Source organism: Streptomyces sp. NPDC043427 (assembly GCF_056436655.1).
The window spans coordinates 1-15,989 of record NZ_JBWKCC010000009.1 but is presented as its reverse complement, the minus strand read 5'-3'; the positions used below and the strand labels follow the sequence as shown (position 1 = coordinate 15,989).

Below are 15,989 nucleotides of genomic sequence, written 5' to 3'. Positions count from 1 at the left end.
TCTAAGGGATTGATGTGCGTACACCGAATCCGTCACTGCCCCCGACCGGCGTCGCGGTCGCCGCTGCCGGAGCGGTGACCGCTTCCGGCACCTCGGTCGCCGAGCTCTTCGAGGATCTGCTGGCCGGCCGGCGCCCCTTCACCACCCGGAGCATCCCGCTTGTCGCCAACCTCCTTCCGGCCGCCCGCACGGAAGCGGGGGAGACGGCCGACACCGAGGTGTTCGCGGCCCACGTCCACACCCCGCTCGACCTCACCGACCTGGTCGGCGCCCGCGCGGCCCGGGCCATGAGTCGCGACGGCCGCCTCCTGCTGTACGCCGCGCACGCCGCCGGAGCCGGCACGGGCGCGGACCCCGACCGTACGGGCGTGGTCCTGGGAACCCTGCGCGCCGGCCGTAACGAGTACCTCGCCATCCACAACGCCTCCCAGGGCGCCGGCGGACCGGTCAACCCCGTGTGGGGCCCGCAGTCCGGTTACAACGCCCCGGCCGCCCAGCTGTCCATCCACTTGCCCGCCCGGGGGCCGAACCTGACCCTGTCCTCCGGGGCGACGGCCGGTCTGGACGCGGTGGCCGTGGGCGTCCAGCAGGTGACCTCGGGCGTCTGCGACACCGTCGTCGCCGGGGGCCTGGACACCCTGTCGCCCGCCGTGCCGGGCACGGACGGCGCCGGGCCGGACAACGTGCCGGAAGGAGAGGCGGCGGCCGTCGTCGACCTGCGGAACGAACACACCGCCGACCGCGTCCTCGCCCGGGTGCTGGGCACCGGCCGTGCCACTGTCGCGGGCACCGACGGCGACACCGCCGCGGACGTGACGCGGGCGCTGGCCGGGGCGGCCGACGAGGCAATCCGCGACGCGCTGGGCGCGGCCGGTCGGCTCCCGGCCGACGTGGGTTTCGCCGTCACCGTCTGGGGCGGCGACCGGGCCGTCGAGGGGGCGGGACACGTCGCGTTGCGGGCCGAGTTCGGCCCCAAGCTGCCCGTGTGCGACGTCACGGCGACCACCGGACGCACCGGCGGCGCCGACGGGGCGCTGGCCGTGGTCGTGGCCGTGGAGGCGCTCGCCCGCGGTGTCGTGCCGTCGGACCAGGACCGCGGTGCGCCCGTGTCCCCGGTGGCAGAGCTCGCTCTGTGCCTGGGCGTGGACCCGGGCGGAAGTGCCACCGCGGTGCTGCTCGCCCCGCCGGCCCCGCGTCCCGAGGAGGCTGCCACGTGAACACGCAGGACATGGCTGTGAACGCCGCCTGGTGGTACCTGGACCGCCATCTGAGCGGCGACACCGGCGACCGGGTCTGCCTGGTGACCGAGGAAGGCGAGCTGACCTATCGTCAGCTGCACGCGCGGGTCTGCAGCACGGCCGGCGCCCTGGTCGAGGCCGGTGCGGGTCCCGGCGAACGCGTGGTGATCGTACTGCGGGACGGCCTCGACGCGGTGGCGTGCGTGCTCGCCGCGATGCGGCTGGGCGCCGTCCCCGTCCCGGTCAGCCCGATGCTGCCGGTCGACGACCAGCGGTACGTCGTGGACGATTGCCGCCCCCGCGTGGTGGTCGTGGAGGACGCCGAGGGCGAACTGGCACCTGAGCTGACCGCCCGGTCCCCGGGGGTGACCGCGTGGAGCGCCGGGCCGGGCGCCGGGCCGGTCACCAGCCTGGTCGCGGCCGTCGCCGGGGCCACGCCCGTGGAGACGGTGTGTGCACGCGACGGCGCGGACCCCGCACTGATCCAGTACACCTCCGGCAGCACCGGCCGCCCCAAGGGCGTGGTGCACCTGCACCGGGGCCTGCTGGCGTTCCCGCAGGGCTTCGGCCGGCACCTGGGGATCACCCCCGAGGACCGCGTGCTGTCCACGGCAAAGCTGCCGTTCGGCTACGGCTTCGGCAACTCCCTGCTGCTGCCCTTCTCGGTCGGCGCGAGCGCCGTCCTGTTCGCCGGGCGGTCCGAACCGCACGCCGTGGCCGGCCTGCTGGCCCGCACCCGGCCGACGCTGCTGTTCGCCGTGCCCACGCTGTACGCGGCGTTGCTGTCCATGCCCCAGGCCGCGCGGCGCCTCGACTTCTCCTGCGTACGCCTCGCCGTGTCGGCGGGGGAGCACCTGGGCCCGCAGCTGAGCACCCGGCTCACGGAGACCTTCGGACTCACCGTCGTCAACGGCCTCGGCTCCACCGAGTGCCTGCACATCTTCCTGGCGACCGTGCCCGGGGTCTCCCCGGCCGGCAGCACCGGAGTGCCCGTTCCAGGCTTCGCGGCCGAGGTCTGCGACGACGACGGCCGTCCGTTGGAGGCGGGGGGTATCGGCCATCTGCGGGTGCGCGGCCCGAGCGTCGCCGACCGCTACTGGAACCGCCCGGACCTCAGCGCCGAGACCTTCCGGGACGGCTGGGTGCACACCGGCGACACCATGACGTACGACCCCGACAACGGGTGGGTCTACCTCGGCCGTTCCGACAACATCCTCAACGTCGGCGGCATGAAGATCCTCCCCACCGAGGTGGAGGACGCGATCCTCGCCGTTCCCGGCGTCGACTCCTGCGCGGTGGTCGGTGTGCCCGACGAGGACGACGTCGTCCGCATCGTGGCCCACGTGGTGCCCGAGGAAGGCACGGATGAGGCGCTGAGAGGGCGGGTGCTGGCAACGCTGCGACGCAGCCTGCCGCCCTTCAAACGCCCGCACACCGTCCGTCTGGCCGACGCCCTGCCCACGACGTCCACCGGGAAGACGGCCCGATTCCTCATACGGCAGCGGGAGATGGAAGGACAGCGATGACAGGTACAGAGACGAGAGGGCCAGGCATGAGAGAGGAGCAGACATGAGAGGCGGTCCCGAACGCGTCGTACTGAAGGAGGGGCGTGGCTTCCATCTGATCTGCCTGCCCTTCGCGGGCGGCTCGGCACGCTCGTTCCTCCGGCTGGCCCGGTACACCCCGCCCGACTGGCGGGTCACCGCCGTCCAGCCGCCGGCGGGGTCCACCCACGGGGCCGCCGGCCTCGACGCCCTGGCCTCCTTCTACCTCGGCCTGCTGGCGGAGGACCTGCGGGCGCCGGGCCTGGTGCTCGGGCACAGTCTGGGTGCCGCGGTGGCCCACCGCATGGCCCAACTGCGCGCGCTGCCGTCCGAGAGTCTGCACCTGGTGCTGTCCGCCCCGCCGCGCCCTCACCGCTCCCCGGCCGCGCTGCTGGCTCTGGACGACCGCGCGCTGTTCCGGGAGGCCACCCGTCAGGGCATGCTGCCCGACCTGAACACGGCCGAGGACTTCGCGCTGCGGTTCCTGCTTCCCAACCTCCGCCACGATTTGGGCTACCTGGGCGAGCGGGGCTGGACGCCCGAGCCGCTCGACACCCCGCTGCACCTGCTCGGCGGAACCGAGGACGTGGCCTGCTCGCCCGCCGACCTGGGGCGGCTGGGCGACGCGCTCGGGCCCCGGTCGGTCCGGTTGGTGGAGGGCGGGCACATGTACGTCCTCGAACGGCCCGCCGAGACCGCGCGGGCACTGGTCGAGATCAGCCGCGAGGTCGCGGTGCGACCCGCCGTGGCGGCCGCCGCGGGATGACCAACGTGCCGCCGCGGTGTGCAAGTTGCGGTCCTGTCCGACCGGCGGACCGGCTTTGTACGCTGCCACCCGCGCCGCCCGCCCAGCCCGAGTCGCCACAGCGTCGCCCCGTACGGCTGTGCCCGACGTACCGCGTCGAAGCCGAGCGGCCGCGGCAGACGGTCCGTGGACCGTCCCCTCAGCGCCCGAGCCGACGGCCGCGGGTGGAAGAACCATGGTTGATGTCCTTGCGAGGAGAGCCGAGTGAGTAACGACAAGGGAAATGCGGCACCGCTCGTGGTGTCGCTCGACGACCCCCGGGCTCTGGACCGCGCCGAGGTCGGCGCGAAGGCCGCCGTACTGGCCCAGATGCGGCGGGCGGGCTTCCCTGTTCCCGACGGATACGTCTTCACGGCACGGGCGATGGTCCGCCACGTGGGGGAGCTCGGGGAGGTGACCGCCGACGCGGTCCGCGAACGCCCGCTCGACGTTGGCACCCGCGCCGCGGTCGAGGAGGTGGCCCAGAACCTCAGCGGCTCCCTCGCGGTCCGGTCCTCCGGCATCGACGAGGACGGCACCCACGCCTCCCACGCCGGGCAGTACACGACGATCCTCGACGTCGAGGGGGCGGAGGCCCTCGACGCGGCCGTCCGTGAATGCTGGGCCTCCGGCTTCTCCACGGTGGTGCGCGGCTACCGCGAGGCCACCGGAGCGCAGGGCGACGCGCCGCTCGCCGTCCTGGTGCAGAAGCTGGTGCCCGCCGAGACCGCGGGGGTGGCCTTCACCGTCAACCCCGTGACCGGCTCCCGCGACGAGGTCCTGGTCAGTGCCGTCCGCGGCATCGGTGAGCAGCTGGTCTCCGGCGAGGTCTCCCCCGACGACTGGGCCGTTCCCGCGGGCGGAGGCGGCTCTCCGGTGAACACCGCCGGGCGGCACGGTGCGCTGACGGCCGCACAGGCACAGGAGATCGCCACGCTGGCGGAGCGCGTCGCCGAGGTCATGGGCGGCCCGACGGACATCGAGTGGGCCCGCGCCGCCGGCCGTCTCCACCTCCTGCAGGCCCGGCCGGTCACGGCGATCGCCGACGCCGAGCCCGAGCCGGTGCCCATCCGCATCGAGGCGCCCCAGGGCTTCTGGACCAAGGACACCACCCACGCGCCGCTTCCGCTGCTGCCGATGACCCGGGAGCTGCTGGACTACAACAACACCGTCCTCGAGCAGGTGTGCGCCCAGTTCGGTCTGCTGTTCAAGGGGCTGGCCTTCGCCACCATCGGCGGCTGGCGCTACCTGGGCACCCTGCCGCTGAACCCGGCCGACGCGCCCGCCCGGATCGGCACCTGCGTGGACGCCGTACGTCAGGACCTGGCCGGCCAGGTGATCGACGAGTGGCTGCGGGAGATCCGGCCGCGCTTCGCCGACCGCATCGACCGGCTGCGTCGGCCCGACCTGTCCACGCTGTCCGACCAGGAGCTCGCAGAGCACATCGCCGAGGTCCTTGCGCTGCACCGGTACGGTACCGAGGTCCACTTCCGGCTGCTGGGCGCGGTGTCCATCGCGCTGGGCCGGTACGGCCTGTTCACGACGGGCGTGCTGGGCTGGGAGCATGGCCGGGTCTTCGAGCTGCTGACCGGCCTGTCCACGGAGAGCACCGGACCCGCGCTGGCGATGGCCGAGCTGGCCCGTGCCGCCGAGCGGCGCCTCGACGGGCCGGCCGACCTTGCCGGCCTGCGCACCCTGCTGGAGACGGACACGGAGTTCGCCGCCGCGTTCGAGACCTACCGCGCGGAGTACGGCTGCCGTGCGCTCCAGTACGAGCTGGCCCACCCCGCCCTGGCGGAGCGGCCCGAGCTGATCCTCTCCCTGCTGCGCGATCAGCTCGCCCAGGACGCCGATCTCGGCCGGGCCGGCGCGTCGGCCGAGCAGGCCCGCCAGGAGGCGGTGGCCAAGGCCCACGCGGAACTCGCGGGCCGGCCGGAGGCCGAGCGCTTCGCCGCCCTGCTCTCCGGCGCCGAACGCGCCTACCCGGTCCGCGAGGACAACGAGTACTGGACCGTCAGCGCGCCCAACGCCCTGCTGCGCTGGGCGGTTCTGGAGGCGGCCGGACGGCTCGTGGAGCGTGGTCTGCTGGAGCGGGACGAACACGTGTTCTTCCTGGAGGTCCAGGAGGTCTCGCAGGCCCTGCTCGAGGCTCGGGAGGTCCGGGACGTCGTTGCCGGGCGCCGTGGCGAACACCGGTGGGCGCTGCAGAACCCCGGCCCGGCCAGCTACGGCGAGCGGCCCGGACCGCCGCCGTCCATGGACGCGCTGCCGGCGGAGGTCCGCGAGACCATGGGCGGCTTCGCGTGGACGATGCAGCACATGGGCGGCGCCTCTCCCGCGCCCCAGCAGGTCGAGAGCGGCCGGCTGCACGGTGTACCGGGATCGGCCGGACGCTACACCGGGGTGGTCCGCGTCGTGCTGAGCGAGGGCGAGTTCGACAAGATCCGGGCCGGTGACGTCCTGGTCTGCCCGATCACCTCGCCGGTCTGGTCGGTGGTCTTCCCGAGCATCGGCGCGCTGGTGACCGACACGGGCGGTGCGCTGTCGCACGCCGCGATCATCGCACGCGAATACGGCATCCCGGCCGCGCTGGCCACCGGCAACGCCACCGAGGTCCTCGAGGACGGCATGCTCGTCACCGTGGACGGTGTGAGCGGCGTCGTGGAGATCCACGAGCAGTAACCGCCGCCCCCCGACCAGTGCCCTGCCCCTACATCCCCCGGGGGGCAGGGCACTTCCGTTCACGCGCCTCTTTGCCCGGGCGGTCACCGCAGGCGCGAGCGCACCCGGTCCAGCGTGGCGTCGTCGTTGCCGAGCCCGTCGCGGACGAACGCGTACAAGGAGCCGTAGAAACTCCTGCGCCTCGTCGAACGACGCCTGCGGACAGGAGGCGTCGGGGTCGGGCAGAGGGCCGACGAGGTCCGGGTTCCGCATGCCGCCGTAGGTGCGTTTCTTCCGGCCGCCTGCTTCCAGGACGCCAGTTCGGTGGTGGAGCGCAGATGGTCGGCGAACGCGTCGTCGCGGGACACCCGAGAAGGGTCCGCACGATCGCGGTCATCCAGCCGGTTCGGTCTCGGCCGGGCCGCCGGTGCAGTGGATCAGTACGGCGCTATGGCCCCGGGCGTCGGCGCTGTCGCGCAGCGCCTTGCCGAACCCGGCCCGCTTCTCCGGCACCGTCACGAACTCGCGGGCGGCCTTCAGCAGCGTCTGCTGGGCGCCGCCGTCGCCCAGCACGGCCTGCTGCCCGTCCGCCGTCATCGACCGCAACTGATCGAAGGCTGAGCTCGTCGGTGGTCGACACCACGTATCGGACGAGAGTGGCCTTCTGAAGGGAGCACGAGCGGTACGGGGCACCGCGGCGCATCAGCGTGTCTTCGCGGTCGGCCGACCGCCCACGTCATGGCAGTGCAGCAACCCCTCGACGGTGACTGTCGCGTCCCGCGCGTGGGCCACCGCGCGTGTGAGGCGGGCAGCGGCACCGCGCCGATCGGGCCCGCCGGCACAGTGGCGCAGGCCAGGGTGGCGCAGGGCACGATGCGGGGGAGTCCGGGCGAACGACCGAGGGCTTTCATGGCAGACGACTTGTGGATCGGAAGAAAGTGTTCCGGCGGACGGGCGACTCATGTTCCGCCCGGAGCCCGGCGCAGCGGATCCGGCGCCAGGGCCTCGAAAGAGTACGAGGAAGATCGCCTCTGTCTTCCGGGGCATTGGGCAAGTGCGGATTCCCGGCAGTTGCACGTGTGGCGGGACGGAAGAGACCGCCGAATCTGAACGCCGTGGGAACGGCGGGCCGTTCGGCCTATATTTCACCGGCGAAGTCCCGGCACCCCGCGCATCCCGGCCGACGTCGATGCCCCCTTTCCGGCCAGGGACGAGACAGGTTCCGGCGGGGGCCGGGGCTTGAGCCTGCCCGAGGTACCGGCCGCGAGCGACGCGGCCGGTACCTCGGCGTCATTCCGGTCGGCCCCAGTGCGGCTCGTGAGCAACCCGCCCCGCAGCCTCGTGGAAGGAAGACTCCTGTGGGACCCCAGCAAACGCAGACAGCGCCCGACCAAGACACCAGCACCCGGCGGATCGTGCTGGCCGAGCCGAGAGGCTTCTGCGCCGGTGTACGGCGGGCCGTCGGAATCGTGGAACGAGCCCTGGACCTGTACGGACCGCCCGTCTACGTACGCAAGGAGATCGTGCACAACCACCACGTCGTCGCCGAACTCACCGATCGCGGCGTCCGTTTCGTCGACAGCGAGAGCGAGGTGCCCGAGGGTGCGGTGTGCGTGTTCTCGGCGCACGGCGTCTCCCCGGCCGTACGCCAGGCTGCGGCCGAGCGCCGGCTCGACGTCATCGACGCGACCTGCCCGTTGGTGGCCAAGGTCCACCAGGAGGCCGTCCGGTACGCCCGCGACGGCCGCACCATCCTGCTCGTCGGCCACGCCGACCACGAGGAGGTCGAGGGCACCCGGGGCGAGGCACCCGAGCGCACCCTGGTCGTCGAGACCGAAGAGGACGTCGCCCGGCTCGACCTCCCCGACGACGCCCCGGTGGCGTACCTGACACAGACCACGCTGTCGCTGGACGAGACCGCGCGCGTCGTCGACGCGCTGCGGCGCAGGTTCACCAACCTCGTCGGCCCGCACGGTGACGACATCTGCTACGCCAGCCAGAACCGCCAGAACGCGGTGAAGGCCCTGGCCCGCCGCAACGACCTGGTTCTTGTCGTCGGCTCCGTCAACTCCAGCAACTCGGTGCGGATGGTGGAGGTCGCACGCGCACACGGCGCGCGCGCCCACCTGGTGCCCGACGTGACCCACCTGGACGAGAGCTGGCTGGAGTCGGTCACGTCTGTCGCCGTCAGCTCCGGCGCCAGCGCCCCCGAGGTCCTGGTCCGGCAGGTCGTCGAGCGGCTGGCCGGACTCGGCTTCACGCACGTCGAGACGGACAGCGCCACCACCGAGGACGTCGTCTTCGCCCTGCCCGCCCGGCTGGCGTCCGCGGTCGGCGACCGGACCCCCAGCACCCCCCTTGCCGAGGAGAAGCCTTGACGACGACCACCCACCCCACGTCCGCCACCCGCACCACCCTCCACGAGGCGCGCGCCACGATCCTGGACGGCGTCGAGCGGGCCGTCGCCGGCCTCCTCGACGAGGAACGTGCCCGCTGGGCGCGGGACGCCCGGCAGGCCCTGGTGCTCGTCGACGCGATCGGCGACCTCGTCGCCGCCGGCGGCAAGCGGCTGCGGCCGGCGTTCTGCGCCTCGGGCTTCCTGCTGGCGGGCGGCAGCCCCGACGACCCCGCCGCGGTCCGCCTCGGCGCGGCCCTGGAACTGCTGCACGTCTCCGCGCTCATCCACGACGACGTGCTCGACGAGGCCGACCGGCGCCGCGGCAAGCCCACCGTCCACGTGGCCCGCGCCGCCGCGCACCGCCGCGCCGGCTGGCGCGGCAGCCCCCAGCGGTACGGCGAGAACGCGGCGATCCTCGCCGGTGACCTGGCCCTCGTCCACGCCGACCAGCTGCTCGCCGGACTCGGCCGGCCGGTCCTCGACGAATGGGCCCGACTGAAGTCGGAGATGATGGTCGGCCAGTTCCTGGACATCTCGGTCGCGGCGGCCTACGACCCCGACCCGGAGCAGTCCCGCAAGGTCGCCATCTGCAAGTCCGGGCACTACTCCATCCACCGCCCGCTGACGATCGGCGCCCTCCTCGCGGGCCGCCCCGACCTCGCCGCGCCCTTCGAGGCGTACGGCAGGGCCCTGGGCGAGGCATTCCAGCTGCGCGACGACCTCATCGACGCCTTCGGCGACGAGGAGATCACCGGCAAGCCGGCCGGACTGGACTTCGCTCAACACAAGATGACCCTGCTGCTCGCCCTCGCCATACAGCGCGACGCACGGGTACGGGCGCTGGTCCTGCCAGCCGAAGGAGGGATCGTCGCGGCGGACGCCGACGAGCTGCGGCGCCTGCTGACCGACAGCGGGGTGCGGGCCGAGGTGGAGGAACGGATCGACCGACTCGTCGCCCGCGCCGAGGACGCCCTGCGGCAGGCGCCCATCGACGAGGACTGGCGATGCGAACTCACCGACATGGCGCACCAGGTCGCCTACCGGGACCACTGACACACGCACGCGCCGTGGACCCGAGCGGTACGCGACGACACGACGAAGGAGGCGTCTTGCCACAGCTCGACCAGATCACAGGCCCGGCGGACCTGCGCGCACTGTCCACCGCCGAGATGACCGAACTAGCCGGAGAAATAAGACGGTTCCTTGTGGAGAAGGTGACCCGCACGGGCGGTCATCTCGGCCCCAATCTGGGGGTGGTCGAACTGACCCTCGCGCTGCACCGGGTCTTCGACTCGCCGCGCGACCGCATCCTGTGGGACACCGGGCACCAGACCTACGTGCACAAGATCCTCACCGGCCGGGCGGCCGGCTTCGACGCGCTCCGCCGGCGCGGCGGCCTGTCCGGCTACCCCTGCCGCGCCGAATCCGTCCACGACGTCATCGAGAACAGCCACGCCTCCACCGCCCTGTCCTACGCGGACGGCCTGGCCAAGGCCCACGCCATCCGGGGCCTCGGCGATCGCAGCGTCGTCGCCGTCGTCGGGGACGGAGCCCTCACCGGCGGCATGGCCTGGGAGGCGCTGAACAACATCGGTGCCGGCAAGGACCGCCCGCTGGTCATCGTCGTCAACGACAACGGACGCTCGTACGCCCCCACGGTCGGCGGCCTCGCCGACCACCTGGCCGACCTGCGCACCACCGACCGGGCCAGGACGGACCACCTCGGCACGCAAGGGTTCTTCGAGGAGCTGGGCCTGACCTACCTCGGCCCGGTCGACGGCCATGACGTCGAGGCGCTGGAGACCGTGCTGACGCGTGCCAAGCGGCTCGGCCGGCCGGTGGTGGTGCACTGCCTCACCGAGAAGGGCCGCGGTCACGAGCCCGCCGAACAGGACGAAGCCGACCGCTTCCACGCGGTGCGCGCCCAGTCGGCCCAGCCCGCCCCGAAAGGCCCCCAACGCCCCTCGTGGACCGACGTGTTCGGTGCTGAACTGGCCGAACTGGGCGCCGAACGACCGGACCTGGTGGCGATCACCGCCGCGATGCTCGCCCCGACCGGACTGAACCGGTTCGCCGAGCGCTTCCCGGACCGCACCTTCGACGTGGGTATCGCCGAACAGCACGCTGTGACCTCGGCGGCGGGGCTGGCCCTCGGCGGCCTGCATCCCGTCGTCGCCCTGTACGCGACCTTTCTCAACCGGGCCTTCGACCAGGTCCTGATGGATGTCGCCCTGCACCGCGCCCCGGTGACGTTCGTCCTGGACCGGGCCGGCGCCACCGGCGACGACGGCCCCTCGCACAACGGCATGTGGGACCTGTCGCTGCTGCAGCTGGTGCCCGGCCTCAGGGTGGCCGCACCCCGCGACGAGGCGACCCTGCGCGCGGCGCTGCGCGAGGCTGTGGCCGTCGATGACGCCCCCACCGTCGTCCGCTTCCCCAAGGGTGCCGTGAGCGAGGACATCCCCGCACTCGACTCCCGGGGCGGCGTCGACGTCCTGCGCCGGGCCGAGCGCCGGGACGTCCTGCTGGTCGCCGTCGGCACCATGGCCACCACCTGCCTGGAGACCGCCGATCTGCTAGCCGGCCACGGCTTCGGCGTCACCGTCGTCGACCCGCGCTGGGTCAAGCCGGTCCCGCAGCGACTGTTGGAGTTGGGCCGGGAGCACCGGGTGGTCGCCGCCGTCGAGGACAACGGCCGGGCCGGCGGCGTCGGTGCCGCCGTCGCCCAGGCCCTGTCCGACCACGGCGTCGCCACCCCCGTGCGCGTCTTCGGCCTCGCCCAGGACTTCCCCGACCACGGCACGCGCGGCGACGTCCTCGCCGACAGCGGACTCACCGGCCGCTACATCGCCCGCACGCTGGCGGAGGAACTCGCCGCCCTCGACGCCGAACCGCGGCCGAGCCGGACCGTGCCGGCCGCCGGGCGACCGGCCCGCTGACCCCCACCGCCCCTTCCGACGACCAGGACGACCAGGAGAAGGAACCCATGTCGGTCTCTCTCGGGATACCCCAGCCCCCTCTCGAACCCCTGGCCCCGCGGCGCCCTACCCGCCAGCTGAAGGTGGGCACGGTCGGCGTGGGCAGTCAGTCGCCGGTCTCGGTGCAGTCCATGACGACGACACCGACGGCCGACGTGAACGCCACCCTCCAGCAGATTGCTCAACTGACCGCCGCCGGCTGCGACATCGTGCGGGTCGCCTGCCCGTCCCAGGACGACGCCGACGCCCTGCCGGCGATCGCCCGCAAGTCGCAGATCCCCGTCGTCGCGGACATCCACTTCCAGCCGCGGTACGTCTTCGCCGCGCTGGAGGCCGGATGCGCGGGCGTCCGGGTCAACCCCGGCAACATCAAGCAGTTCGACGACCGGGTCAAGGACATCGCCCGCGCCGCCAAGGACCACGGCACACCCATCCGTATCGGCGTCAACGCCGGCTCCCTCGACAAGCGACTGCTCCAGAAGTACGGCAGGGCGACCCCCGAGGCCCTGGTCGAGTCGGCGCTGTGGGAGGCGAGCCTGTTCGCCGAGCACGACTTCCACGACATCAAGATCTCGGTCAAGCACAACGATCCCCTCGTCATGGTCCGCGCCTACGAGCTGCTCGCCGAGTCCTGCGACTACCCCCTTCACCTCGGCGTCACCGAGGCGGGCCCCGCGTTCCAGGGCACGGTGAAGTCCGCGGTGGCCTTCGGAGCGCTGCTGCGGCAGGGCATCGGCGACACCATCCGGGTGTCCCTGTCTGCGCCGCCCGCCGAGGAGGTCAAGGTCGGTACGCAGATCCTGCAGGCGCTCGGGCTGCGCCCCCGCAAGCTCGACATCGTCTCCTGCCCGTCCTGCGGCCGCGCCCAGGTCGACGTGTACAAGCTGGCCGCCGAGGTCACCGCAGGTCTGGAGGGCCTGGAGGCGCCGCTGCGCGTGGCCGTCATGGGCTGCGTGGTCAACGGGCCGGGGGAGGCCCGAGAGGCGGACCTGGGCGTGGCCTCCGGCAACGGCAAGGGGCAGATCTTCGTGCGGGGCGAGGTCGTCAAGACGGTCCCCGAGTCGAAGATCGTGCAGACCCTCATCGAGGAGGCGCTGCGCCTGGCGGACACCGGCACGGAGACCGGGAAGCCCGAGGTGGTCACCGTCGGTGGCTGAGCCGCCCGCCCCAGCGGGGACACATGAAGTCGGTCTCCGGCACCAGTCCTTGGTCCGGAGGCCGACTTCGTTGTGTGGGCCGTTCTGTCCCATCGGTACGGCACTCGGCCCCGCCGGGCGGATGCCGGCAGGGCCGAGTGGGGGTGCCCGCAGCAGTGCCGGGCGGGGAGGGGGTCAGGGACGGCCGGCGCCCGCCTTGCCTCGTGCCGCTGCGGTCAGCGACGAGAGCGCGTTGTCGACGATCCGCCGCCCGGTCCTGCTCTGGGCGCTCAGGATCGACTCCGGGTGGAACTGCACGGCGGCCCACGGCCGGTCACGGTGCTCCACGGCCATCGTCACTCCGTCCTCGGTGGCCGCGGTGACCCGCAGTTGCCGGGGCACCGCGTCGGCCGGGGCGTACAGCGAGTGGTAGCGGCCCACTTCGAACCGCGCTGGCAGCCCGGCCAGCAGGCGCGTCTCGGGGTCGGTGACCCGTACGGTCGACGGCTTGCCGTGCACCGGGCGCGCCAGCACGTCCAGCGTGCCGCCGCAGTACTCGACCATGCCCTGGAGCCCCAGGCACACGCCGAACACCGAGACACCCAGCCGCTCGGCCTCGGCCAGCGTCTTTTCCATCCCGAAGTCCTCGGGGCGCCCGGGGCCCGGTGACAGCACCAGCAGATCCGGCCGCTGCTCCCGCAGCACGGGCAGATGGCTGCCGCTGCGGAAGGTGGTGACCTCCGCGCCCGTCTGCCGCAGATAGTCGGCGAGGCAGTGCGCGAAGGAGTCGCGGTGATCCACCATCAGCACGCGCACACCGGTGCCGGCACCGCGATCGCGGACCTCTGCCGGGGCGGCGGGTCGTACGGGCTTCTCGTCCAGAACCTCCAACAGCGCCCGCGCCTTCAGCTCGGTCTCGGCCTCCTCGGCCTCAGGCGAGGAGTCGTGCAGCAGCGTCGCGCCCGCCCGCACCGAGGCGACCCCGTCGCGGATCTGCACCGTGCGCAGGGTCAGCACGGTGTCGAGGGTGCCGTCGAAGCCCAGCCGTCCCACCGCACCCCCGTACCAGCGCCGCGGCGACCGCTCCTGACGCTCGATGAAATCCACGGCCGCCAGCTTCGGCGCGCCGGTGACGGTGACCGCCCACAGGTGCGCGAGGAAGCCGTCCAGGGCGTCCCGGTCGGGCCGCAGCGTGCCCCGGACCCGGTCCACGGTGTGGATGAGCGCCGAGTACATCTCGATGCGCCGGCGGTCCACCACCTCCACGGACCCCGGAACGCAGACCCGTGCCTTGTCGTTGCGGTCCACGTCGGTGCACATGGTCAGCTCCGACTCCTCCTTCACGGAGCCGAGCAGCTCGCGGACGCGCCGGGCGTCCTCCAGCGCGTCCCGCCCGCGTGCGACGGTGCCGCTGATCGGCGACGTCTCCACCATCAACTGATCCCCCTCCGCGCTGGGTTCGTGCCGCACGCGGACGAACGTCTCCGGGGACGCGCCCACCAGGTACTCCCGCTCCCCGAGGTTCATGAGCAGGCTGTGCGGGGCCGGGTTGCGCAGGCGCAGCCGACGGAAGACGTCGGACGGCGGGGTCGGGCAGGCCCGGCGGAAGACCTGGCTCGGCACCACCTCGAACAGGTCCCCCGAGCGGAACAGCGGCATGGCCTTGGCCACCACCTGCGCGTACTCGCCGGGAGCGTGGTCACGCGCCGCCGCGGGCACGCCGGCGACGAACGGTTCCACGGGGGTGCTACGGGGCAGCCCAGCGGTGTCCGCACCCCCGAACCCGAAGTCGTACCGGCGGCGCACGGCCAGGTCCTGCCGCAGATCCAACTCCCATATCTCGTCCGGGAGATGAAGCACGAGGTCCCGGTCCGCCGACGAGCGCTCCTGGTGCCGCTCGACCGGGTCCACCTGGAAGATCAGGTCGTACCCGAAGGCGCCGTACAGGCCCAGCAGCGGGTCCTCGGGCGCCGACAGGCCGCGCAGGACGGCACGGACGGCGGCGAACACGCCCGCGTTGCGGGTGCGGTCCTCCTCGGCGAAGACACCCTTCGCGGTGCGCGCCCGGCCGCGGAGCACGGTGTCCTGCGTGCCCTCCTCCAACCGGAGGCCCTGCGCGAGCATCCCGCGCAGGGCGGGGATCAGGACCCGGCCCCGGTCGTTGAGGGCCCGGACCATCAACTCAGGTCCACGGACGAACAGTTCGAGGGGAGGGTCGACATAGCCGAGCACCCGGTCGTGGCCGCGGAAGAGCAGCATGCCCCGCCGCTCGTCGAGCGCGGTCTCCAGCCGGGCACGCGCGGCCTGCGCGCTCCCGGCCTGGTCGGCCTGCAGCCTCACCTCCACTCCAGCGCCGGTGGACCACTGAAGATCGGCGGGTGCTCCCGTGGGCACATCCAACGTGTCCAGAGCAGACATGCGAACTCACCTTCGCTGCGACGGTTTCCCTGATCGGTCGGATCGGCCGGACCCGCGGCTCGGCGAGGGTGCGAAACGAAGCGGAACGAAACGGCCCGCCCGCGAAACGGAGAATCGGAAAGGCGCACCTGCGGGCTCCGCGCGAGCATCGGACAACGGTCCGGGATCCTGAAGGAGCTCATGATCGGGCGACGCCCTGCCCTTTTCAAGTGCCCCCGAATTGCACGAGGCGAGGCTGTCGGCTCCACAGTCGCACACGCGGTTGACGGAAGGCAGCGGGGAAACAATAAGTTCCCTTTCCATGCCTGCCCGCTGCTCCGAGAGGTGTGGAAGTGAGTTCTCAACCCGCTCCGACGAAAGACATCCGGCGCCTTGATCGGGTGATCATCCGGTTTGCGGGGGACTCGGGTGACGGCATGCAGCTCACCGGTGACCGCTTCACCTCGGTGACCGCGTCCTTCGGCAACGACCTCTCCACCCTCCCGAACTTCCCCGCCGAGATCCGCGCTCCCGCCGGCACCCTGCCCGGCGTCTCCAGCTTCCAGCTGCACTTCGCCGACCACGACATCCTCACGCCGGGCGACGCCCCGAACGTCCTGGTCGCGATGAATCCGGCGGCGCTGAAGGCGAACATCGGTGATCTGCCGCGCGGTGCCGAGGTCATCGTCGACACGGACGGGTTCACCAAACGGGCGATGACGAAGGTCGGCTACGCCAGCAGTCCGCTGGAAGACGGTTCGCTCGACGGCTACCAGCTCCACCCGGTCCCCCTGACCACGCTGACGGTGGAGGCGCTGAAGGAGTTCGAGCTCTCCCGCAAGGAGGCCGAGCG

The 15,989-nt window shown here is 72.7% G+C and carries 12 protein-coding genes; 9 read left to right on the top strand and 3 right to left on the bottom strand.

The genetic code is table 11. The annotated features are described in order from the left end of the window. The first annotated feature begins 14 nt into the window (after positions 1 to 14). The 4 genes from AC067M_RS17020 (at position 15) to AC067M_RS17005 (ending at position 6,248) form a co-directional block, all read left to right on the top strand. On the top strand, positions 15 to 1,217 hold the full coding sequence (locus AC067M_RS17020; RefSeq protein ID WP_478697788.1) for a beta-ketoacyl synthase N-terminal-like domain-containing protein: 1,203 nt from the start codon (positions 15 to 17) through the stop codon (positions 1,215 to 1,217). Then, entirely contained in the window at positions 1,214 to 2,764 is a 1,551-nt protein-coding gene (locus AC067M_RS17015; RefSeq protein ID WP_478697787.1) for a benzoate-CoA ligase family protein, read from the top strand. Before AC067M_RS17020 ends, AC067M_RS17015 begins: the two co-directional genes overlap by 4 nt. A gap of 43 nt (positions 2,765 to 2,807) precedes the next feature. After that, the gene (locus AC067M_RS17010; protein WP_478697786.1) at positions 2,808 to 3,548 is read left to right on the top strand and encodes a thioesterase II family protein; all 741 of its coding nucleotides are present in this window, start codon (positions 2,808 to 2,810) and stop codon (positions 3,546 to 3,548) included. 243 nt (positions 3,549 to 3,791) lie between these two features. Next, positions 3,792 to 6,248 carry a PEP/pyruvate-binding domain-containing protein gene (locus AC067M_RS17005; protein ID WP_478697785.1) on the top strand — a complete coding sequence of 819 codons (2,457 nt, stop codon included), beginning with the start codon at positions 3,792 to 3,794 and terminating at the stop codon, positions 6,246 to 6,248. Between the two features lie 83 nt (positions 6,249 to 6,331). Here the strand turns inward: AC067M_RS17005 and AC067M_RS17000 are convergent, their stop codons facing one another. Together AC067M_RS17000 and AC067M_RS16995 are read right to left on the bottom strand one after the other, a co-directional pair. Next, complete coding sequence (locus AC067M_RS17000) at positions 6,332 to 6,595, bottom strand: hypothetical protein (RefSeq protein WP_478697784.1); 264 nt, start codon at positions 6,593 to 6,595, stop codon at positions 6,332 to 6,334. A 25-nt stretch (positions 6,596 to 6,620) separates the two neighbouring features. Next, positions 6,621 to 6,824 carry a hypothetical protein gene (locus tag AC067M_RS16995; RefSeq protein ID WP_478697783.1) on the bottom strand — a complete coding sequence of 68 codons (204 nt, stop codon included), beginning with the start codon at positions 6,822 to 6,824 and terminating at the stop codon, positions 6,621 to 6,623. A gap of 761 nt (positions 6,825 to 7,585) precedes the next feature. On the opposite strand from AC067M_RS16995, the gene AC067M_RS16990 reads away from it, so the two are divergent. From AC067M_RS16990 to ispG, 4 genes are read left to right on the top strand one after another with little or no spacing between them, the layout of a single operon-like run. Continuing rightward, positions 7,586 to 8,605: a 4-hydroxy-3-methylbut-2-enyl diphosphate reductase gene (locus tag AC067M_RS16990; protein ID WP_478697782.1), complete on the top strand. Its 1,020-nt coding sequence runs from the start codon at positions 7,586 to 7,588 to the stop codon at positions 8,603 to 8,605. Then, entirely contained in the window at positions 8,602 to 9,678 is a 1,077-nt protein-coding gene (locus AC067M_RS16985) for a polyprenyl synthetase family protein (protein ID WP_478697781.1), read from the top strand. The genes AC067M_RS16990 and AC067M_RS16985 overlap by 4 nt, the downstream gene beginning before the upstream one ends. Positions 9,679 to 9,734: 56 nt before the next feature. Further along, a complete protein-coding gene (locus AC067M_RS16980) occupies positions 9,735 to 11,564 on the top strand; it encodes a 1-deoxy-D-xylulose-5-phosphate synthase (protein ID WP_478697780.1) in 1,830 nt (609 codons plus the stop codon). A gap of 47 nt (positions 11,565 to 11,611) precedes the next feature. Further along, positions 11,612 to 12,760 (top strand): flavodoxin-dependent (E)-4-hydroxy-3-methylbut-2-enyl-diphosphate synthase, encoded by a 1,149-nt coding sequence (ispG, locus tag AC067M_RS16975; protein WP_478697779.1) that lies wholly within the window; start codon positions 11,612 to 11,614, stop codon positions 12,758 to 12,760. A 174-nt stretch (positions 12,761 to 12,934) separates the two neighbouring features. Here the strand turns inward: ispG and AC067M_RS16970 are convergent, their stop codons facing one another. After that, positions 12,935 to 15,157 carry an anthranilate synthase component I gene (locus AC067M_RS16970; RefSeq protein ID WP_478697778.1) on the bottom strand — a complete coding sequence of 741 codons (2,223 nt, stop codon included), beginning with the start codon at positions 15,155 to 15,157 and terminating at the stop codon, positions 12,935 to 12,937. Between the two features lie 305 nt (positions 15,158 to 15,462). On the opposite strand from AC067M_RS16970, the gene AC067M_RS16965 reads away from it, so the two are divergent. Continuing rightward, positions 15,463 to 15,989 (top strand): 2-oxoacid:acceptor oxidoreductase family protein (locus tag AC067M_RS16965; RefSeq protein WP_478698002.1); only part of this gene is annotated, 527 nt, incomplete at its 3' end.